Origin of the sequence: Hymenobacter sp. AT01-02, assembly GCF_000961955.2 — a bacterium.
Classification (GTDB): domain Bacteria; phylum Bacteroidota; class Bacteroidia; order Cytophagales; family Hymenobacteraceae; genus Hymenobacter; species Hymenobacter mucosus.
In genome coordinates, this window is the sequence record NZ_JZIR02000028.1 from 83,571 (window position 1) to 102,418 (window position 18,848).

At 55.6% G+C, this 18,848-nt stretch carries 20 protein-coding genes and 2 pseudogenes; 13 read left to right on the forward strand and 9 right to left on the reverse strand.

From position 1 onward, the window contains the following. Nucleotides 1–137: 137 nt before the first annotated feature. Nucleotides 138–353 carry a hypothetical protein gene (locus VI25_RS11115; protein ID WP_045689987.1) on the forward strand — a complete coding sequence of 72 codons (216 nt, stop codon included), beginning with the start codon at nucleotides 138–140 and terminating at the stop codon, nucleotides 351–353. Further along, on the forward strand, nucleotides 344–598 hold the full coding sequence (locus VI25_RS11120; protein ID WP_052695484.1) for a DUF2141 domain-containing protein: 255 nt from the start codon (nucleotides 344–346) through the stop codon (nucleotides 596–598). Before VI25_RS11115 ends, VI25_RS11120 begins: the two co-directional genes overlap by 10 nt. A 4-nt stretch (nucleotides 599–602) precedes the next feature. Here the strand turns inward: VI25_RS11120 and VI25_RS11125 are convergent, their stop codons facing one another. Further along, nucleotides 603–1,091: a YdeI/OmpD-associated family protein gene (locus VI25_RS11125; protein WP_045689988.1), complete on the reverse strand. Its 489-nt coding sequence runs from the start codon at nucleotides 1,089–1,091 to the stop codon at nucleotides 603–605. Between the two features lie 14 nt (nucleotides 1,092–1,105). Continuing rightward, nucleotides 1,106–1,285 carry a hypothetical protein gene (locus tag VI25_RS11130; RefSeq protein ID WP_045689989.1) on the reverse strand — a complete coding sequence of 60 codons (180 nt, stop codon included), beginning with the start codon at nucleotides 1,283–1,285 and terminating at the stop codon, nucleotides 1,106–1,108. Between the two features lie 410 nt (nucleotides 1,286–1,695). Between VI25_RS11130 and VI25_RS11135 the strand changes: the two genes are divergently transcribed. Beyond that, nucleotides 1,696–2,394, forward strand: coding sequence for a DsbA family oxidoreductase (locus VI25_RS11135; RefSeq protein ID WP_045689990.1), 699 nt, complete (start codon nucleotides 1,696–1,698; stop codon nucleotides 2,392–2,394). A gap of 81 nt (nucleotides 2,395–2,475) precedes the next feature. Here VI25_RS11135 and VI25_RS11140 read toward each other — a convergent pair whose 3' ends face one another. After that, nucleotides 2,476–2,907 (reverse strand): META domain-containing protein, encoded by a 432-nt coding sequence (locus tag VI25_RS11140; RefSeq protein ID WP_082455496.1) that lies wholly within the window; start codon nucleotides 2,905–2,907, stop codon nucleotides 2,476–2,478. Between the two features lie 142 nt (nucleotides 2,908–3,049). After that, nucleotides 3,050–4,044 (reverse strand): annotated as a pseudogene (locus tag VI25_RS11145) (aldo/keto reductase). Between the two features lie 307 nt (nucleotides 4,045–4,351). On the opposite strand from VI25_RS11145, the gene VI25_RS11150 reads away from it, so the two are divergent. The 5 genes from VI25_RS11150 to VI25_RS11170 all read left to right on the forward strand — a co-directional run bounded on the left by VI25_RS11150 (nucleotide 4,352) and on the right by VI25_RS11170 (nucleotide 8,326). Then, a complete protein-coding gene (locus tag VI25_RS11150; RefSeq protein ID WP_161806922.1) occupies nucleotides 4,352–4,861 on the forward strand; it encodes an MG2 domain-containing protein in 510 nt (169 codons plus the stop codon). Further along, complete coding sequence (locus VI25_RS11155; protein ID WP_152981579.1) at nucleotides 4,807–5,121, forward strand: hypothetical protein; 315 nt, start codon at nucleotides 4,807–4,809, stop codon at nucleotides 5,119–5,121. The genes VI25_RS11150 and VI25_RS11155 overlap by 55 nt, the downstream gene beginning before the upstream one ends. 47 nt (nucleotides 5,122–5,168) lie before the next feature. Continuing rightward, complete coding sequence (locus VI25_RS11160; protein WP_055562501.1) at nucleotides 5,169–6,845, forward strand: TonB-dependent receptor; 1,677 nt, start codon at nucleotides 5,169–5,171, stop codon at nucleotides 6,843–6,845. A gap of 252 nt (nucleotides 6,846–7,097) precedes the next feature. Then, nucleotides 7,098–7,703: a DUF4136 domain-containing protein gene (locus VI25_RS11165; RefSeq protein ID WP_045687035.1), complete on the forward strand. Its 606-nt coding sequence runs from the start codon at nucleotides 7,098–7,100 to the stop codon at nucleotides 7,701–7,703. Nucleotides 7,704–7,861: 158 nt separating this feature from the next. Then, the gene (locus tag VI25_RS11170) at nucleotides 7,862–8,326 is read left to right on the forward strand and encodes a hypothetical protein (protein WP_152981580.1); all 465 of its coding nucleotides are present in this window, start codon (nucleotides 7,862–7,864) and stop codon (nucleotides 8,324–8,326) included. Between the two features lie 113 nt (nucleotides 8,327–8,439). Here VI25_RS11170 and VI25_RS11175 read toward each other — a convergent pair whose 3' ends face one another. The 3 genes from VI25_RS11175 to VI25_RS11185 form a co-directional block, all read right to left on the reverse strand. Beyond that, nucleotides 8,440–8,754 (reverse strand): hypothetical protein, encoded by a 315-nt coding sequence (locus VI25_RS11175; protein WP_045687037.1) that lies wholly within the window; start codon nucleotides 8,752–8,754, stop codon nucleotides 8,440–8,442. 157 nt (nucleotides 8,755–8,911) lie between these two features. Next, a complete protein-coding gene (locus VI25_RS11180; RefSeq protein ID WP_052694903.1) occupies nucleotides 8,912–9,631 on the reverse strand; it encodes a copper homeostasis protein CutC in 720 nt (239 codons plus the stop codon). Continuing rightward, complete coding sequence (locus VI25_RS11185; protein ID WP_045687039.1) at nucleotides 9,628–10,650, reverse strand: N(4)-(beta-N-acetylglucosaminyl)-L-asparaginase; 1,023 nt, start codon at nucleotides 10,648–10,650, stop codon at nucleotides 9,628–9,630. The genes VI25_RS11180 and VI25_RS11185 overlap by 4 nt, the downstream gene beginning before the upstream one ends. Nucleotides 10,651–10,931: 281 nt before the next feature. On the opposite strand from VI25_RS11185, the gene VI25_RS11190 reads away from it, so the two are divergent. The 4 genes from VI25_RS11190 to VI25_RS11205 all read left to right on the forward strand — a co-directional run bounded on the left by VI25_RS11190 (nucleotide 10,932) and on the right by VI25_RS11205 (nucleotide 14,878). Next, nucleotides 10,932–11,915 (forward strand): ABC transporter ATP-binding protein, encoded by a 984-nt coding sequence (locus VI25_RS11190; RefSeq protein WP_045687040.1) that lies wholly within the window; start codon nucleotides 10,932–10,934, stop codon nucleotides 11,913–11,915. Nucleotides 11,916–12,110: 195 nt separating this feature from the next. Beyond that, entirely contained in the window at nucleotides 12,111–13,001 is an 891-nt protein-coding gene (locus VI25_RS11195; protein ID WP_052694904.1) for an energy transducer TonB, read from the forward strand. 325 nt (nucleotides 13,002–13,326) lie between these two features. After that, nucleotides 13,327–14,457 (forward strand): SDR family NAD(P)-dependent oxidoreductase, encoded by a 1,131-nt coding sequence (locus tag VI25_RS11200; protein ID WP_082455499.1) that lies wholly within the window; start codon nucleotides 13,327–13,329, stop codon nucleotides 14,455–14,457. A gap of 43 nt (nucleotides 14,458–14,500) precedes the next feature. Continuing rightward, nucleotides 14,501–14,878, forward strand: a complete 378-nt coding sequence (locus VI25_RS11205) for a hypothetical protein (RefSeq protein ID WP_045687041.1) — start codon at nucleotides 14,501–14,503, stop codon at nucleotides 14,876–14,878. A 223-nt stretch (nucleotides 14,879–15,101) separates the two neighbouring features. Here VI25_RS11205 and VI25_RS11210 read toward each other — a convergent pair whose 3' ends face one another. Next, the gene (locus tag VI25_RS11210; RefSeq protein ID WP_045687042.1) at nucleotides 15,102–15,530 is read right to left on the reverse strand and encodes a hypothetical protein; all 429 of its coding nucleotides are present in this window, start codon (nucleotides 15,528–15,530) and stop codon (nucleotides 15,102–15,104) included. A 323-nt stretch (nucleotides 15,531–15,853) separates the two neighbouring features. On the opposite strand from VI25_RS11210, the pseudogene VI25_RS11215 reads away from it, so the two are divergent. Further along, nucleotides 15,854–17,256, forward strand: a pseudogene (locus tag VI25_RS11215) (S8 family peptidase). A gap of 189 nt (nucleotides 17,257–17,445) precedes the next feature. Here the strand turns inward: VI25_RS11215 and VI25_RS11220 are convergent. After that, nucleotides 17,446–18,507 carry a serine hydrolase domain-containing protein gene (locus tag VI25_RS11220; protein ID WP_045687043.1) on the reverse strand — a complete coding sequence of 354 codons (1,062 nt, stop codon included), beginning with the start codon at nucleotides 18,505–18,507 and terminating at the stop codon, nucleotides 17,446–17,448. Nucleotides 18,508–18,848 lie beyond the last annotated feature (341 nt).

The following is an 18,848-nucleotide window of genomic DNA, read 5'->3' on the forward strand; positions in this document are numbered from 1 at the left end:
AAAGGCCTTCTTACGTAGCAGATGGCAGCTATTGGTATACCCTTTCTCCTATAGGGAGAAGGAAAGACAGCTCACGAGGCAATCTTTTTTTCAGAAGCGGTGTTGGGCAGACATCGTTGAATTGCTTACCTTCTGCCATGCAAGTAGTAAAGACTTCCTTCCTAACCGCCGCATGTGCCGCAAGTACTCTTTTTTCGACGCCCGCGTGGGCTGCCGGTGAGCAGCCTAGCGGAGGTACTTCGGTTACGGTAGTGGTGTCGGCCTTGGCATCTACCAGCTCTGCCGTCAAGCTTTACTTCTACAACGTGCGCGAGAAGTTTCTTACCCACGGTGGCTATGCTTCATGCGGGTAGTAAAGCCCGCCGGGCAGTCGCAAATTAGCTTGCCCGTAGATCTGCCCAATGGGGAATGGGCCGTGGCTATTACCCAGGACACGAACAACAACGATAAGCTCGACAAAAATATGGTGGGTATTCCCACCGAGCCATTTGCCTTCTCCAACAACGTGCGCCCCCGCCTTTCTCCGCCCGATTTTGAGGACTGTAAGTTTGTGGTGAGCGGCCCCGGCAAAGTAGTAACCATTAGCCTCACCCGGTAAGGCCTTATAGCTTGCGAAACGGATGACCGCCCCGCACCAATCGTTCTAAAAGTTGCATAATGCGGGCGGTGCGTGTTTCTGTGCGTTTTGCTTCTGTTATGTGGTTTGCAACGGCTCGTTTCATACTACCCGTTAGCTTCTCGAAGCTTTCTTGCGCTTCGGGCCACGCTGCCAATCCTTCCTCTAATTCTGCAGGTAGCTCTATATACTCAGGAGTAGGATCGGGAGCGAGATGAAAATGCACGCACTGGCCTAGCTGTACTCCGGCGGTTTTGCACAGTTCCTTATTAAGCATGAGATAACGCTCACCCGTTCGGATGGGTTGCAGGCCTAGGCGGATGGGATGGCCATTCAGTTGGCCTACTACTCGCCGTATGGCCGGTCCGCCAAGTGCTTCCACTACGGAACGAGGTACTATTGCTATGGGCATAGGCATAAAGCTGGGCCCGCCCGGCTCTAACACTGCCTCAAAGAAAACAAGCGAATCGGGCATACGCCGGATACGGGTTAATCGGCTGGTGCGTCGGTAGGGGCTGGACCCTGTAGAAGCGTGCCCAGTAGGGTCTTTTCTAGCTGACTGATAAGCGCTTCCTGGTCATCGAGGCGGCGCTGAATAGCGGCTGGTACTCGCTCTAGTTGCCCAAACAGTGCTTCTACTTCGGCAATGTACTCTAAGTGTGAGTCCATATACCACAAAGATTTTAGGCGTGAAATCACGTGAAGCAGGTCGTTATGAGGTGAGCTAGGCAGGAGAGTTGACATGAGCAGCCGTGGGCTAAGTAAGGTGCAATATTGTCTAAGTTAAGTCGAATTGTTCATGGTATTGCTATACAATCGTCCACTATTTTATTGGTAGAAGCCTATGGGCGCTGCGTTATCCGCCTTGGGGAGTAGGTAATACTGCTTTTTGGGTGATGGGCACCGGGGCGTCTTGCTCTACTCATATTCCTCTCATCAGCCGAGAAGTAGCACTTTCTGGGTAGAAGTTGCGTTGTACTACCTTCGAAAACGAGACAGGTGTATAGCTAGGCAAAACTCCGCAAACCTTTTGCCTAGCCACCAGCTTTTAGTCGCCTACACTTGAAACGCAACATCCCATGAAAATAGAAATCTGGTCCGACATCGCGTGCCCCTTCTGCTACATCGGTAAGCGCCGCCTGGAAGCAGCACTGGCGCAGTTTCCCCATCGCAGCGATGTAAAGATTCACTGGCGTAGCTTTGAGCTTGATCCTGAAGCCAATCCGCAGCCTGGTACCAACCATTACCAGCTTTTGGCTTCCAAATACGGCAAAACCGAAACCTGGGCCCGCGAGATGAATGCCAACATGAAGCAGATGGCAGCCCAGGAAGGGTTGGCATTCGACTTCGACCGGTTGGTGCTAGCCAACACGTTCCGGGCTCACCGGCTGGTACACCTTGCCGACCAGCACGGCCGCCAGGACGCAGCAAAAGAGCGTCTGTTCAAAGCATATTTGGAAGAGGGCCAAGACATCAACGACGAAGCCACGCTCAGCCGTTTGGCCGATGAGCTAGGGTTGCCCGCTACCCAAGTTGAGCATTTGTTTGCTTCCGATGACTTTACGCAGCAAGTGCGCTACGACGAGTATGAGGCCCGGCAAATTGGGGTGCGCGGCGTGCCCTACTTCGTGTTCGATGATAAATACGCCGTGTCGGGTGCGCAGCCGGCCGAACTATTCCAGGAAGTGCTGGAAAAAGTGTGGGAAGAATCGCGCCCGCAACCAGTACAGCTTGCAGGCGGCGCGGGTGCTTCTTGCGACATAGATGGCAATTGTTAGCCAACTACTGACAGCAGATAAACTAAACGGGCGGCCCTACCATTGGGGCTGCCCGTTTCGTTTATCTGCTATTGGGGCAGGCTACTGCTGGGCCCGCAGTATAACTAGGGGGCGCAATACGTTGCTAGCATCATATAGCCGAAGCTCTTGACCGCTAAGCTCATAGCCAGCAGTACGGGGTAAGGCTTCCAGAAAGAGCGTTTCTAAGGACAAAGCTGCGCAGTTGACCTTTGTAGTAGCGAGCTTACTGATAAATAACTGGTTGCTGCGGCCCGTAGAAAACTTGCCTTCGAAGCTATTGCAAGGGCCTAAACCGGTAATAACGTCGTTTTCAGAAAACTGCACATAGGAGCGAAATGACTCGGAGTAGCTGGAAACAGCAATGGGGGTGCTTTCTACTTGCACCAGCATCCACTTTGTATTTCGCAACGCAGGCGTAGAATCATTGTCGTCTTGGCAGCCCGATAGCGCCGCGAATCCCAAAACACACCACAATAGCACAGGTAGTCGCATAGTACAGGTGAGAGCATAACGGGTGGTTACTACTATGCTGGTAGGAGCACGCTACCTCACCCAAAGGTTGCAAGCCCATGTTTAGTAAAAACAAAAAGCACTGCCTTATCCGGCAGTGCTTTTTGTTTTTACTAAACATGGGCTACTTGGCCGGTTGTAATTGGTTAAGCTCGTTGGTGATGAAGTCCACTTCCTGGGGCGAGAGCTGTACGTCAATGGCGTGGGCGTTTTGCACGGCCTGCTCGGCGTTGCGGGCGCCTACCAAGGCTACCGAAATGCCAGGCTGTGCTAACGTCCAGCGCAGTACAAGCTGGCCAAGGGTAGCATTTTTGATTTCTGCCATCGGACGAATCTTATCCAAGAAAGCGTTGACGCGCGTCACAAACTCTGGCTTAAACAGCGGGTGAGTAGCCCGTAGGTCGCTCTCCTCGAAGTGCTGGCCGGGCTTAATCTTACCAGTCAGTAGGCCTAGCTGCATGGGGCTGTAAGCCAAAATGGCCTTGTTATTCTCCAGGCAGTAGGGTACCACGTCCTTCTCAATATCGCGGCGCACCATGCTGTAGGGTACCTGATTAGAAGCCAGGTTCAGCACCGTTTCGGCTTCCTGCATTTGGTCTACCGAGTAGTTGCTCACGCCAGCGGCGCGCACTTTGCCCTGCTCAATCAGGCGTTGCACGGCCTCCATCGTTTCGGGGATGGGCGTGGTTTTATCGGGCCAGTGAATCTGGTAGAGGTCAATGTAGTCGGTGCCCAGGCGGCGCAGGCTGTCTTCGCACTCTTTGATAATGCTGGCCGGGGCGGCGTACTTATATACGTCGATGTCCTGGCCCTCATTGTTCTTGGTTTTCATGGCGAAGTCGCCCTTAACTTCGTCCCACCGCATACCAAATTTGGTTAGGATTTGCACTTGGTCGCGGGGTAGAGTTTTGATGCTTCGCCTACAATTTCCTCGCTCAGTCCTTGCCCATAAATTGGAGCTGTGTCGATGCTAGTAACACCCAGGTCGAAAGAAGCACGGATGGCCCCGACAGCATCGTTTTGCTCCGTGCCACCCCACATCCAGCCGCCCGCAGCCCAGCTGCCAAACGTAATGCGCGACACGCGCACCCCCGAATTACCTAATTCTATATATTCCATGGAAAAGAAAGAAAGTGTCAGATATGCTTCAGCCCAAGCATACGCTATGTGCTCTGGGTCGTTGAGGTAGAACCTAGTTCTGCGAGCAAAGGTTATAGTGGAGTATGTTTTCCTCCGTAGCTGTGGCAGGTTTGCTGGCCGCTACTGACAGCGGTAATAGTCGATCTGGTATTAGCGGCGGGCAGTGCAGTCCAGCATACAGGTAGTATAGGCCTGCGTGAAATAGCGCTATACTTACTTTCAGTTTATCCTATGCTTCATGCGGTATACAATGAAATACGCTTGGCTTCTTGCAGTGCCCGCAGGTATGCTGCTGCTATCATCCCAATCTTCCCCAGATGCATTCGTAAGCCAAGTGCAGCAGCAGCTCACGCGGTTTTACCAGGTTACCGCACCCGAAAAAGTTTATCTCCACTTTGATAAGGATACGTACGCGGCTGGAGAAACCATGTGGTTTAAGGCGTACGTGGTAGATGCTGCTCGGCATCGGCCGGATAGCCTGAGCCAAGTAGTATACGTGGATTTGCTAGATGCCAACCAGCGCATACTAGGTCACCAGACGTTGGCATTGAAAGAGGGTGGCGCGCCTGGCGATTTTGCGTTACCACTTGCGCTAGCGCAGGGCACTTACTCGGTGCGCGCGTATACCAACTGGCAACGCAATACACCAGAGTTTATGTTTACTCGGGCTTTCACGGTGTGGTCGGAGAAGCAAGCGGAGTCCGGGAGTACCATGCCAGTACCTGCAACTGATCAGCCGATGTGCAGTTTTTCCCCGAGGGTGGCCAACTGGTGGCCGGGGTGCGCAGCGTGGTAGGCATTAAGGCCCTGGGCACGAATGGTCGCGGGCTGGATGTGCAAGGGCAGGTGGTAGATGAGCAAGGTGTCGTGGTAGCTCAGTTCAATAGCTACCACTTAGGTATGGGCCGGTTTGAGATACAACCCGTGGCTGGCCACCGCTATACGGCCCGGGTGCGGCCTACTACCGGAGGCCCCGAGCTAAGCTATGCTTTGCCGGCGGTGCAGCTACTGGACTTGCTTTACAGGTACAGGACCTTGGCGACGCTTATGGGCTAAAGGTGCAGCGACGTAGCACGGCAGCTACACCTCCCGAAACCATAACCATGGTGGCCCACGTGCGCGGACAGATAGCGTACCTACAGCAAGGCGAAGTGCGTGATGATATTCCCCTTGCCATTCGTATTTCAAAAAGCAAGTGTGCAGCGGGCATTGTCCATTTCACCGTATTCGATAGCCAACGAGCAGCTCGATGTGAACGGCTCACCTTTGCAGATACTGCTCCTGGCTTACACTTGGTATTAGAGCCAAGCAAAAAGAGCTATGCTCCGCGTGAGCAAGTAACCTTGCGAGTGCGTGCCCGGGATGCGCAGGGCCGGCCAGCCGCTAGCAGCTTCTCTCTGGCCGTGACGAATGCTGCTCTTGCTCCTTTACTCACTGAGGCACCCAACATCCGAACTAGCCTTTTGCTGACGTCGGATCTCCGGGGGCAGGTAGAGCAACCGGGGTATTACTTTCAGACTCCTAGTGCTGCTACGGCCCGCGCCCTCGACGATTTGCTGCTTACTCAAGGCTGGCGGCGTTTCGTGTGGCAACCCGTACTAGCCGGTCAACTAGGGAGCTTTCCATATCTGCACGAGCAGGGGCTGAGCATGCGGGGCAGCGTAGTAGATAGCCGTAAGTTGCGAGTACCTGGTGTGCCCGTAGTACTTACACGCTTCCATCCAACTGGGCAGCAGCAGGTTACTTCCGATGCCGAAGGGCACTTTGTATTTGCCGATTTCACAAGCCGGGATTCTACCCCAGTAAAGATTGAGGCTTTGCCTATGCGGAAGGTGCGTCACCCACAGTTGCTATTTGATACTGACCAGCCCGCTCTCGTAACTGGTGTCCCACCCATTCCGCTCCCATTACAGCCCAACGAAGCTGGACGTGCGGCGCGGCTAGCCAGTGTCAAGTCCATGTCGGCTGGTAGTATGGCTGTAGCTGGAGGCCAAGGAGTTGTGCTCGGAAACGTAACGGTGCATGGCACCAAGGCTGTTAAGCCTGACAACCGCCGCATCTATAGTCGTGCTGATGCAGTCATTCAAACAAAGGATATTGCAGGCATCACAACCTATCGAAACGTAATAGAGGTGCTGCAGGGGCGAGTAGCTGGGGTAAGTGTAGTGGCCAACCAAGGGTTTGTGCAGATAACCATGCGGGGTACTACCTCGATACAGCAAATGCGCCTAAGCTCGGCCCCTTCTACTACGCCTACTTCTCGTATGCGCAGCCCAACTATTGAATCTAGTCCGTCGCCTAATACCAACGCGCCGCTTTTGCTGCTAGACGGGGTGGCTACTGACATCACTATGATTAACTCAGTACCGCTTGCCGACTTGGAAACGATAGAGGTCTTGCGTACGAACTCGGCGGCTATCTATGGGGAAAGAGCGGCGGCAGGAGCTATTGCGTTCTTCACGAAACACGCTAACCCCAACTATGACCCCGCCTCCGAGGCCAGTGTGGTACCACCTATGTACGTCCCTCCACGCTACTACCAGGCGCGTACTTTTTACCAGCCGGCTTATAGCAGTAGTACTCCTACTCCAGCTACTGACCAACGGGGTGCAACCCTCTACTGGAGCCCTAACGTGCGCACCGATGCCAATGGACAGGCAACAGTTTCGTTCTACTGTGGAGATACCCCCGGTACCTTCTTGCTGGTGCTGGAAGGACTTTCGCGGACAGGTAGCCCTGGGAGGGGCACTGCTACCCTACAAGTAACGGCGGCTAAATAATAAAAAGTAGAGGCGTACCGAAGAATTCAGCGCGTTCTGAAGCTCAGCAGTTATTGTTATACATAAGCGTGAGAAGGCCTCTGTGCAGTAGCGAGGCGCTTGTTTTGCTATGCCGCTCTAGGTGATTAGTGAAGCTCGTGGCTGGTAGTATTACACAATTTAGTAGGACTATATAGTCCCAGCAGGTGCAACTTACGCTGTAGCAGCCTAGTATAGACAGTGTATCTCACACCAGGCTTTACCTTCTCCATCATGAAGATTACCATTAATTCCATACTTGTTTTGCTTATCGCGCTTGTAGCTAGTTGCTCGTCGCCGGTAGCTGTGCAGCAAAAACCGGGGGTCGATTTCTCGAAATATCGTACCTACGATTGGGCCAAGACGGATGTGAAATCCGCTGACTCGCAGAATCCCATCTACAAAAGCTCCCTCAACGACCAGGAAATTCAGCAAGCCATTAGCAGCGAATTGGCTAAGCGTGGCATTCGGCCCATCCAAGGCAGTGCCAAGCCCGACTTCTACCTGACCTACCACCTCTACATTGAGGAGGCCGAGCGTACGGTAGCTAACCCGCCCGCCACGGGCTATGCATTCCCCTATGCTATGTCGTACCGGGGCCGTTTCCTGCCCATCAACTACGGGTACTGGTACACTTCACCGTACTACAACACGGGCTACCGTACCGAAACCTACCAGGAAGGCACTATGATTCTGGACTTCGTAGATGCCCGTAGTAATAACTTGGTATGGCGGGGTTCGGTAGCTGACGCCGTAAACAACCCCGCTCGAATTGGGGATGAGTTTTCCAAGGCTGCTAAAGAAATTCTGGACAAGTTTCCGGTAGAAGAGAAGAAGTAACGCTGCCATGTTACAAAGCCCCGCTTGCAGTGCAAGCGGGGCTTTTTTGTGAGAAAACGACCCGAATGTAGAAGCTGAACAGTACTTATTTGTATCTTCCTATTTACAAGCCGGTAATAACTACGCACGGCGTATTACAAATGGGTAGGTATTGGGGTATGCAGCTTCTAGATGAAACCCCGGTTTTGCGGGTATATTATGACGAGCAACAACAGTGGCTCTACGCACAGTGGCATGGAGACCTTACCCAAACTGCTGTTCGTCAGGGGTGCGACTTACTCTTGGCGTATCAACAGGTCGGCACCACTACAAAACTACTCAACGACAACAGCCACATTGAGCAGCCCTGGCCCGAGGGAATTGTATGGGGTGCCCGCGTGTGGCTACCCGTCATGGTGCAGGCTGGGTTGCGTCATATTGCGTGGGTATACTCTACCCATCTCATCAGTCGTCTGTTGTTTGATCGGTCGCAGCCCGATGTGTGCCGTCCCATTGCTGCCGCTTTCGATGACGTAGCCCAAGCCGTAGAGTGGTTGCAACAGCAGCAACATTGCCCGCTGGTTCTCACTGCCGATACGCAACAGCTAGCCAAGAGAAGGTTCTGGCATAGGATGCGAGAGTAGCCGAGGCTACTTATTAGTTATGGCAATAGGCGGCTTCCGGCGCCAGCCGGCAACAAAAAAACGCTGCCCGGGTGGAAGCAGCGTTTTCTAGGTGGAAAGAGTGACCTAACCGTCTACTGAGGGCTGGTGGTCGTAGTTGAAGACTTCATCTTCGACTTTTTGGTGCGGGGCTTTTCCATGTCCTTCTTCATCTTGCGGTCGGCACGGCGCTGGGCAGCTTCTACACCTTGTGCAGAGCGCATGTCACTGGCAGGCTGAGTATTGCTAGCAGGTAGTGTGCCTACAGAGTTGGCAGGTTGCGCCGGTGGAGACGACTGCGGACTCATGGAGCCGTTGACCGTAGGTGTGCTTTGAGTAGGAGTAGTCTGGGCAGAGGCGGCTGAAACTCCGAGAGCAAGAGCAGCGACAAAGGCAAATACGATTTTCATAACGTCAGGTCTTAGTAAGTGAACGATCAGCTGACTGATCTGGGGTAGCATACGGCATCGGCTGGTCGGTTGTTCGATTTCCGGCTGGTGATAGGCTATAAGATTCTGACATGCATCTGCCCAACCTTGGTACTTGAGACTTGGCGCCAACACCCATTTAATTGCTTTCTTCTAGCACCTTTACCATGCGTGCTACCACCGCGCCGTCGGTTTCCAACAGAGGCGTGTTCAATTCTGGTAAAGCTCCTGGTACGGTCGGGAGTAGCCGCTTCGCACTGCTATGGAACTCCAATGCGCCGGTACCTCGTACCAGGGCTGGGAGTGTTTCAGGCGTGATACCTGCCCCCGGCATGATGCTGATGCGCCCCGCTGCCTGCTCTACTAGCGCGGCCAGTTGGGTCATGCCCGCCGTAGCGCTGGGTTGCCCGCCCGAAGTCAGCAGGCGCTGGCAGCCCATTCCGATGATGGCTTCCAGTGCTTGCTGTTGATTGGCACAGCTATCAAAGGCACGGTGGAAAGTAACCTGTAGGGGGTGAGCCAGCGCTACCAACTCGCGGCAGCAAGCCACATCTACGTAGTCTTCGGCATCTAACACGCCCAACACAACGCCCGTGCAGCCCAACTCCTGGCAAAGCTGAATGTCGGCCTGCATGATGGCTAGCTCGGCCGCGTCGTACACAAAGTTGCCGGGGCGAGGCCGAATCAGTACGAAAACTGGAATGGTGAGTAGCGCCCGCACTTGCCGGATAAGGCCGTAAGAAGGTGTAATGCCTCCCTGCTCTAAATTCTGGCACAACTCAATGCGGTGCGCCCCGCCAGCTTGAGCCGCCACGGCCGACTGCACAGAATTGGCGCAAATCTCTAGTACCCGATTCACGCCAGCAGGTATCCGCTGTTGATGAGCTGCTGCTGGTTGCTAGCATCGCATACGGCGTAGCTGAAGCCTTTTTGCAGAGCGAAGGCGCCGTGCTGGCCTTGGTTGTTCACCGCAATAAAGCACACCTGTATCTCGCGGGCCTTGTCGCCTTTGATTTTAGCCACGCGCTCTACGGCGGCTTTGCAAGCTGCCGTAGGCGAAAGCCCTTGGCGCATGAGCTCTACCACCGTGTGCGCCCCGGCAATGCGAATGACATCTTCCCCCTGACCGGTTGCTGCCGCTGCGCCTACGGCATTGTCTACAAATAGGCCCGAGCCAATGAGGGGCGAGTCGCCGAGGCGGCCGCGCATTTTGAAGCCCATGCCGCTGGTGGTGCAACTGCCGCTGAGGTTGCCCTGTGCGTCTTGGGCCAGCATGGCAATGGTATCGTGATTGTTGGCGCCGCCTACAGGGCCTACTTTCTTGTTGCCAGTATTCTCAATGTTGACAACGGGCTTGTACTGGCTGGTTTTCAGCCACTCACGGTAGGCCTTTTCGGCATCAGGACTGAGCTTCTGGGGCTCCAAGGGAAAGCCCTGGGCTACGGCAAATTGCTGCGCTCCTTCGCCTACCAGCATAACGTGGGGCGTGCGCTCCATCACGCGGCGAGCCACACTAATAGGGTGCTTGATGCGTTCCAGGGCCGCCACGCTGCCACAATTAAACTTGTCATCCATGATGCAGGCGTCGAGGGTCACAATACCGTCGCGGTCAGGGTTGCCGCCCAGCCCCACGCAGCAGTTCTGCGAAGATTCAGTAACCATCACGCCCGCTTCAACGGCATCCAGAGCCCGGCCGCCTTTACTCAGCACTTTCCATGCGCCTAAGTTGGCCGCCAGGCCCGCATCCCAGGTAGAAATAACCAGCGCTTTACCGGCAGGAGCAGCGGCGGGTAGGGGCGCAATGGCCGCGGCCCGGCCAGCTGCTAGTACCGCCAAACCGGCGGCCGATGAGGTAATAAACTTCCGACGAGTAGGCATAAGAGCACATGGGCTAAAGCGTGGAAGTCCAAAGAAAGCCGAAGTTCTGGGGGATACAAGCATTTGGCTTGCTCGGTGAGACATTAGCCACCAGATGCATACCCAGTTTAAGGTCGGCACGAGCCAGCTGGCAGGGTAAACAGCGCGAGTGCGGTAGACTGCGTACACGACCATACAGGCCCATTACTCCCGGGCCGTTAGCTTTACTGCACCAAGCCACCCCGAAGGTATCGGGGCTGAGTAGCGGCCTGCTGCACTTTCTTTCGCGTTTGCCCCATCGCATGAGTTTATTAGAAGTTTCCGGAATTACCCTGCAGGAAAAGGATAGCTACGCGCTACGAGATGTGAGTTTCACTCAGCAGGAACAGCAAAAGCTGGCTATTGCTGGCGAAACGGGGGCCGGAAAAAGCACGCTTCTGCAAGTTATTGCGGGCTTAGTGCAGCCTACGGCTGGTACCGTGCGGTTCGCTGACCGCCGGGTGTACGGCCCCCAGGAAGTGCTAGTGCCCGGCCACCCTGGTGTGGCCTACCTCTCCCAGCACTCCGATTTGCCCCGGTTCCTGCGGGTAGAACAGGCCCTGCGCTATGCCAATAAGCGGTCGGCTGCCGAGGCCACTACCCTCTACGAGGTATGCCGCATCAGTCACTTGTTAGAACGGCGCACCGACCAGCTTTCTGGGGGAGAGCGGCAGCGTATTGCGCTGGCTCGCCTGCTGTTGTCGTCGCCGCGCCTGCTGCTACTCGATGAGCCTTTCTCCAATCTCGACCGCGGCCACAAGCAGATTCTTAAAAGTGTGATTGAGGATATTGGTAGCCGCCTCGGTATCACCTGCATCCTGATATCTCACGACCCTACCGACACGCTTTCCTGGGCCGATGAGCTGCTCGTACTGAAAGCTGGGCAGCTTATTCAGCAGGGGCCGCCCCAGCAAGTGTACGCCCAGCCCGCAGACGAGTACACGGCCGGCCTTTTCGGCGACTACAATCTGCTGACGGGTACTGCGGCCACCGCCGTAGCTAAGCTGGCCGGGCTCCGCAAGAAAAACCAGCCCCTGCTGGTTCGGCCGGAGCAAGTGCGCTTAGCCCCACTCGCCGGTAGCGGCTTGCCTGGCACAGTGCGCGCAACCCAATTTTTCGGGAGCTACTATGAGGTTACAGTGGAGGTAGCCGGCGCCAGCATCAAAGCCAAAACCAGCACTCCTGACTATCTGCCGGGCACGCAAGTAGCCGTTACGCTCGGCCCCGGAGGCGCTTGGTTTATGTAAGCCGCTTATCGGCTGACGGGTCGTAAGGCGGCGACCGGTTGCCGAGTACCCACTGAGCAGCTGACGGCTTGGTTAGGCTCTCTGCGTTCCAAAAAAGCAGGTAAAATGCTTGGTTGCTTGGAGAGAATGCCTTTGATATTTTATATTTATAAAAATTTGTTCATACGCTCACTACGTGTTTCTGACACTGCCGACATGTTGATTATGAGTTATGAAAAGCAGTTGGCGCAATTTGGTATGCGGGATATGTTTTGGAGTACTTTTCGAGGATTTCTAGGTTTTCTACTACTCGTCTCGTCCTTCGATGGGCTGGGGCAGGAAGTGAAGAAAGTGGTGATAACGCACCAGAACCCGTGGTATAAGGAAGAGTATTTTGCTCTGGCCGCCGACAGGCAAATGAAGCAGGGTGCCTACCAGAAGTACGTGGGTAAAAACAACCTGCTGCAAACTACGGGCTACTACACACGCGGCCAGAAGGATAGCACTTGGATTGAGTACTACGACGACGGCGAAACCATGCGGGAGCGAGGTACTTACTACCAGGGCCAAAAGGTGGGAATGTGGGAGTACTACACTGCCCAAGGCACCCTAGAGCAAAACTACGACCACACGTACCAGCAAGTGCTGTTCAGCAAGCCCGCGCCCAACGATAAGCGCATATTCAAGCTCTGGAACGATGACCCGGAGAGCTGCCGCGACACGCTGCAACTGGAAAAAAAGCCCGCCTACATTGGGGGAGCAGAGGCCATGAACAGAAGCTTACAACAAAACCTGCGCTTCCCGCCGCAGGCCCTGAAAAGCCGTATTAGCGGCACTACCTGGGTAGGGTTTACCATCGACCCAGAAGGTAAGACGGCGGATTACAAGATCTTGCGCAAGTTGGGCGGCGGCCTCGATGCCGAAGCACTACGAGCCGTAAAGCTGATTCCTGCTACCTGGACACCCGGCCGCTTAGATGGCCTTCCCGTGGCAGTGGTGTGCGAAATCCCCATCACGTTTACCCTGCCTCCCGCGCCAGCTGCACCTAAGAAGGCCCCCCAAAAGGCTACTCGCCGGAAGTACGGGAGTAGCACTCGCAAACGGTAGAGAAGGGCGGTTTGCCCACCGGCCACCGGCCTGGTGCCGGTGGCCCAGGCAGCTAGCAAGCCTTATCCGCGCCAGGAAAGCAGGAGCCGCCGGCCACCTTTCCTGACGCGGATTTGCGTTGTGGGGGCATAGGAACACTAGTCTGCTAAGTTGAATTCATCGGCAGCACTAACTTGTTGACCAGATGATAAGCCAGGTAGCAAGAGCAAGGGAAGAGGGTATAGGCGGTGGCTAAAAGCTTGTTTTTGAGTAAGCTGGGCTATATCCAGGCTGCGGGGCTTGCCGTAGGTCAAGAAGTAATCTGCTTCTAACCTGCTTTCAGTCTATGAAACCTGCGCTACCTCAATCGTTCCTTCAATCCTTATTTAAAGCCGGCCTGAGCCACCCGCCGGCACCAACTAGTAGCCACAAAAGAAGAGCCGGCGCTACCTGGCTTTTGCTCCTACTCGGTGTACTACTGCTGGGGACTAGCAGCTGCACCACTACCAAGCTGGGCGCTAGTGGTCAGCAGAAAGTACAAGGCAAAACGTACGTCATCATTGGGGCCTCTAGCGGCTTTGGGCGGGGCATGGCCGAACAGCTGGGCTCGTTTAAGGCCAACGTGGTGCTAGCAGCCCGCCGTACTGAGTTGCTGGAAGAAGTAGCTACCAAAATCAGGGCGGCGGGCGGTACGGCCTTGGTAGTACCTACCGACATCAGCCAACCCGACCAAGTGCAGCGTCTGGCCGATGCCGCCGTGCAGCAATACGGCCGGGTAGACGTGTGGGTAAATGACGTGGGAGTGGGCGGCATTGGCCGGTTTTGGGAAATTCCGCTCACTGACTACTCCCGCCTGATAGATGTAAACCTGAAAGGAATCGTCTACGGGAGCCAGGTGGCCATTAAGCTATTTCAGAAACAAGGCAAGGGTGTGCTCATGAACCTGGGCTCGGTAGAAAGCGAGGTGCCCTTGGCCTACCATGCCGTGTACGCCTCCACGAAGGGCGCTATCCGCAACCTCGATCAAGCCCTCAACAACGAGCTTCGCCTAAACGGCTACTCTGCTATCAAAGTGGTGACCATTGAGCCCTGGGCCGTGGATACCCCCTTCTGGGGACACGCCGCCAACTACAGCGGGGGCACGCCGCGCATGGCCGCCATGGACCCCCCTTCCAAAGTAGTAAATGCCATGGTGCGCTCTTCGGTGCGGCCTCGGCAAGAGCTGCCCGTAGGTTGGAAAGCCCGCGGCGCCTTCTTCTCACATGGCCTCATGCCCCACTTCACCGAGCGGGTGTCGGCCAATATTGCTCACCGGTACCAAATCAAGACGGCCCCGCCGGCCCCGGCTACTCCGGGCTCCGTGCACCAAGCTATGCCCACCGGCCGCGGCGTGGACGATGGCGTGCGCCAACGCATGAAAGAGGAAAAGCGGCAGCGCAAGCAAAAGAAAGCTGCTACCACTGGGTTGGCTCAGTAGCGCCCCGGCTTGTCATCCTATTCAATAGTACTAGCTACCTACTATGAACACGCAACCCATCGGGCCAAAAGCCCACGGTGCCATCGACTACGGCTTTGTAACGCTGCAGGCGCTAGCGCCGCACTTGTTTGGCCTGAAAGGCAGCGCCAAAACCCTATGCTATGCCTTCGCTGGCGCGCAAGGTCTTCTCAACGCCTTCACCGACCAGCCTTTCGCCCTGAAACGTTTGGTGTCGTTTCGAGTGCACGGACAGCTAGAAACGCCCTTTGTGCCTAGCCTGCTGCTGCTGCCCTGGGCTACGGGCGCTCTGCGCCAGCGCAAGGCCCGCCGCTACTTTGTGTCCTTCTTTGTTGTAGCGCTGGCCAACTACCTGCTCACCGACTACAAGGCCAACGAAAGACCAAACGGCCAGAAAAAGTAGCAAGCAGCACAACTGTCCCGGCCTGTTTTCCTACTCGTAGTATATATAGTGACTGCCCGGTGCCGAAGCGTATGGATACGCTTCGGCACCGGGCAGCTTGCTTCTACCGTTGCTGGCAGGTGTTTTACTTTTCCTCGGTTGCCACGTTCACCTGGTGTAAAAGTCACAATGTAACCTCTAAAATGCCCTGCAACCGAGGTGGTGGGCAGGGCATGTGCGTGCTCTAGGCCGGCAGACGCAGTTGGGTATCGAGCCAGAGGGCGCCTACTAGCACCAGCAGCATCACGGTAGCTACCAGCACCTGAGGGGCTATGGGCATAAAAGGAGCTTCTCCGTCGTCCCAGGAGGAGGCGTGGCGGAACAGCAGGGACGGGAAAAAGGACAGGTAGAACAAGCCAGGCAGGAAAGCTGCAACCCAAATTGCCAGTTGGCTGTCTTGCCCCGGGTAGTGGCCCCACAATAAGTCCAACGAGCCTAGGCAGGCAACGGTGATGGCAAATAGCCAGAGGGCGCTGTGGTAGCGGGCGTGAGGCAGCCAATCGGGGCTGAACAGGTGGGTATAGGGCTTTTTAATGGCATCGAAATACCAGCCGCCCAGGGTGAGGGCAACACCCGCAAAGGCAATTAGCGCTTTTACCGTCAGGAAGTTCATAGCAGCACGCGTTGTGGGGGTAAGATAGGCTTTTTGAGGAATCTGCTACCCCTACAATTGGCGCGAGGGGCTTACTAGAGGCCTGGTAGTAAGGATGGTGCCGAGGTAATATAGCGGCCGGGAGCCGTGCAATTATAAGCAAAGGTATATGTCACAAATAGTAAGATTGTTTCCTGTACTTCCCGCCGATAACCCGCTAAACTTACACTTCCTGCTAGTATAGAAACGGGCTGCTGTGCTTGGTATAAACGTCACAAAAGCACGCTACTCGGGTCTTGCTGCAATACGCCTCCTTTCCCCACAACCACATTCTACACACGCTCATGAAGTCCAATCCCTCCTCCTTTTCGCGTAAGTCCTGGTTGGCCGTTGGCCTAGTATCGGCCCTAGGTCTCGGTAGCTGCGAAAAGAACTTCGACGCCCCTGATACAGCCGGTAGCTTATCGCAAAGCCAGACGGCCAACGCCTATGGCGAATCGGGGAAAGACTACGTTGCCAACGAACTGCTGGTCAAGTTCAAGGCTGGCTTGTCGGAAACGGCCAAGACTACGGCGCTGGCCCGCATCGGCGGCAAGGTGTCGGAGAAAATTCTCACCAAAGCCATGGAGCGCAAAGGCGACAAGGAGGGCCTGCTAGTAGTGCACACGCCGCTAGCAGCCATTGAGGCCATTACAAAGATGAAGGGTGGCCTAGAGGTAGAATTTGCCGAGCCCAACTACATCTATACCCACAGCGCCGCCACCAACGATACGTACGTGGCCAATGGCTCACTCTGGGGCATGGACGCCGCCAACCAGTACGGCAGCCAGGCTTCCACAGCTTGGGCGGCGGGCAAAACCGGTTCTTCCAGCGTAGTAGTAGGCATTATCGATGAAGGATTACAATTTGACCACCCCGACTTGGCCGGCCAGATCTGGACGAACCCCTACGACCCCGCCGATGGCGTGGACAATGACGGTAACGGCTACATTGATGACATTCACGGTTGGGACTTCGACGGCAACAACAACAGCGTATACGACGGTACTACCCGCGGCAGCTCCGACGACCACGGCACTCACGTAGCGGGCACCATTGGGCTAAGGCCAACAACGGCCAGGGCGTGGCCGGCATGAACTGGAATATTACCATCATCTCCACGAAGTTTCTGGGGCGCCGGGGCGGCACCACGGCCAACGCCGTGAAAGCCGTAGACTACCTCAACGACCTGAAAACCCGACACGGCATGAACATCGTGGCTAGCAACAACTCCTGGGGAGGTGGGGGCTTCTCGCAGGCGCTCTACGATGCCGTAAACCGGGCCAACACCCAAAACATTCTGTTTGTGGCCGCAGCCGGCAACGGCGGCAGCGACGGCGTAGGCGACAACAACGATGCCGTAGCCAGCTACCCTTCCAACATGGACTTGCCCAACGTAATTGCCGTAGCTGCCATTACCTCGGCCGGGGCCAAGTCTAGCTTCTCTAACTACGGCGCTACCACCGTTGACATTGGCGCCCCAGGCTCGGGCATCTGGTCGAGCACAGCCTACAACATCTACGAGTCGTACAACGGTACATCCATGGCTACGCCACACGTAACGGGCGCGGTGGCTCTGTACGCTTCTTTGCACCCCGGCTCCACGGCTGCTGCCATCAAGCAAGCCATCCTGAGCAGCGCCACGCCTACCGCCTCGTTGTCGGGCAAGTGCGTAACGGGTGGCCGCCTGAACGTGAGCACCTTCTAACTAGCGCTAGCGGCCCAGGCCCTGCTACCAACATAAAAGCCCTGCCAGCGTGGCAGGGCTTTTTGTTGGTCGCTAGGAAGCCCCACATTGGGGCACGTGCAGCGCTAGCTGGCGGACTTGCCCAGCCATCTGGCTAGCTTACTCCAATCCAGAGAGGAGAACTCTCCTTGATTCAGCGAGGCGGCCTGTTTATTGTAGCTGCCGGTAGAGCTGGTCGCCGAGCACTTCCATGTCGCCCGTGTCGGTGTTGGTCAGTAGGATCACGACTTTGCGGAAGCTGGAGTCCATCAGCAGGGCGGAGTTGAACCCGTTAATGCTACCTCGGCGCTCCAAGAGGGGCGTGTTGGGAAAGGTCCGGTCGTTGAAGTAAAACCCCAGGGTAGGGTAGCCCCGGATGCCGTCTATGTAAGTAGGATCCTGCGGCTTGATCAGGTAGGCTGCGGTAGTTTTGCGGGAGAGCAGTCGATGTGATTTCAGCCCCTGCACCAGCTTGTACACATCCTCTGGGGTAGAGTACATGGCGCCGGCCCCCGCGTAATTGGAGAGGTAGACGGGCGAATCGTTGAAAAGCGTGTCGGTCTTGTGGCCCGCCCCAAACGTATAGTTGTGGTAGCCATAAGCCAAGTTAGGCGTGATGGTAGCCTCCCGAACAACGCCCGAATCGTGCAACTCGAGGGGTGTGAAAATGCGCTCCTGCAGCAGCGCGGCGTACGACTTGTGCGTGACTACCTCCAGAACGCGGGTAAGCAGCACGTAGTCTACATTATTGTAATTGAAGCCCGGCTCCTTCGTCTGCTCGGGCCTGTTCACAAACTTCTTGACGTACTCCGCAGTGGAGTAGCGGGCCTTGTACGCCAGCAGAGGCTCGTTTTGTAGGCCGGAGTGGTGGGTCAGCAGCTCCCGAAGGGTAATGTTCTGGCAACTGGCCGGCAGGTCGGGGACGTACTGCGCGGCTTTGTCATCGAGTTGGAGCAAGGACTTCTCCATGAGCTGTAAAACCAGAATGGTTGTGAAGGTTTTGGTCATGGAGGCAATAGGGAAGCGCGTGCTGGCCGTAATGGGCACCGCGAACTGCAGATTTGCATAGCCCTTGCTGACGCGGCCTACTACCTTGCCCTCCTGCACTACCAACGCCGACCCGTTGAAGTGTCCTGCTTGGTAGGCAGCCTCCAGCACCCCCTCAACCGTACTTTGGGCAAATGCCCCGCCAGCCAACGCGCACAGTAAGAAAATCAGCAGTAATCGGCTCATGGAATATAGTACTAAGTAAGAGGTAGGAACAGTAGATAAAATCGGCTTGTATCAACTCACGTAACCTGCGCTGTGCGGAGCTTATACGCCCCAGAGGGCTGGCCGAAAGAGAATAGGTGTGGGTGGCAGCTCGCAGAACGTGCATTTCTTCTGCCTACTTCCTCAAGGATGCGGCAAGGCAGACGCCCAAGATAAGCGGACTTTATAACCCTACCTACGGCCGGTTGCTAGGTCGGCAATTACTGGTACATAAAGCGCCCCGCACGGGTAGTACCAGCCCGCTACACCTTCCTTTATCTTTGCTGCTTTCATCTTTTCCTTATTCCTATAAATTTCTAATG

Bases quoted from the DNA above. Each gene is read 5' to 3' on its own strand.
- VI25_RS11220 (WP_045687043.1), bottom strand. From the start codon at position 18,507: ATGAGCCGATTACTGCTGATTTTCTTACTGTGCGCGTTGGCTGGCGGG.
- VI25_RS11165 (WP_045687035.1), top strand. From the start codon at position 7,098: ATGAAGATTACCATTAATTCCATACTTGTTTTGCTTATCGCGCTTGTA.
- VI25_RS11210 (WP_045687042.1), bottom strand. From the start codon at position 15,530: ATGAACTTCCTGACGGTAAAAGCGCTAATTGCCTTTGCGGGTGTTGCC.
- VI25_RS11140 (WP_082455496.1), bottom strand. From the start codon at position 2,907: ATGCGACTACCTGTGCTATTGTGGTGTGTTTTGGGATTCGCGGCGCTA.
- VI25_RS11150 (WP_161806922.1), top strand. From the start codon at position 4,352: ATGCTGCTGCTATCATCCCAATCTTCCCCAGATGCATTCGTAAGCCAA.
- VI25_RS11195 (WP_052694904.1), top strand. From the start codon at position 12,111: ATGTTGATTATGAGTTATGAAAAGCAGTTGGCGCAATTTGGTATGCGG.
- VI25_RS11130 (WP_045689989.1), bottom strand. From the start codon at position 1,285: ATGGACTCACACTTAGAGTACATTGCCGAAGTAGAAGCACTGTTTGGG.
- VI25_RS11175 (WP_045687037.1), bottom strand. From the start codon at position 8,754: ATGAAAATCGTATTTGCCTTTGTCGCTGCTCTTGCTCTCGGAGTTTCA.
- VI25_RS11185 (WP_045687039.1), bottom strand. From the start codon at position 10,650: ATGCCTACTCGTCGGAAGTTTATTACCTCATCGGCCGCCGGTTTGGCG.
- VI25_RS11190 (WP_045687040.1), top strand. From the start codon at position 10,932: ATGAGTTTATTAGAAGTTTCCGGAATTACCCTGCAGGAAAAGGATAGC.
- VI25_RS11125 (WP_045689988.1), bottom strand. From the start codon at position 1,091: ATGCCCGATTCGCTTGTTTTCTTTGAGGCAGTGTTAGAGCCGGGCGGG.
- VI25_RS11170 (WP_152981580.1), top strand. From the start codon at position 7,862: ATGCAGCTTCTAGATGAAACCCCGGTTTTGCGGGTATATTATGACGAG.
- VI25_RS11160 (WP_055562501.1), top strand. From the start codon at position 5,169: ATGGTGGCCCACGTGCGCGGACAGATAGCGTACCTACAGCAAGGCGAA.
- VI25_RS11200 (WP_082455499.1), top strand. From the start codon at position 13,327: ATGAAACCTGCGCTACCTCAATCGTTCCTTCAATCCTTATTTAAAGCC.
- VI25_RS11135 (WP_045689990.1), top strand. From the start codon at position 1,696: ATGAAAATAGAAATCTGGTCCGACATCGCGTGCCCCTTCTGCTACATC.
- VI25_RS11120 (WP_052695484.1), top strand. From the start codon at position 344: ATGCGGGTAGTAAAGCCCGCCGGGCAGTCGCAAATTAGCTTGCCCGTA.
- VI25_RS11205 (WP_045687041.1), top strand. From the start codon at position 14,501: ATGAACACGCAACCCATCGGGCCAAAAGCCCACGGTGCCATCGACTAC.
- VI25_RS11115 (WP_045689987.1), top strand. From the start codon at position 138: ATGCAAGTAGTAAAGACTTCCTTCCTAACCGCCGCATGTGCCGCAAGT.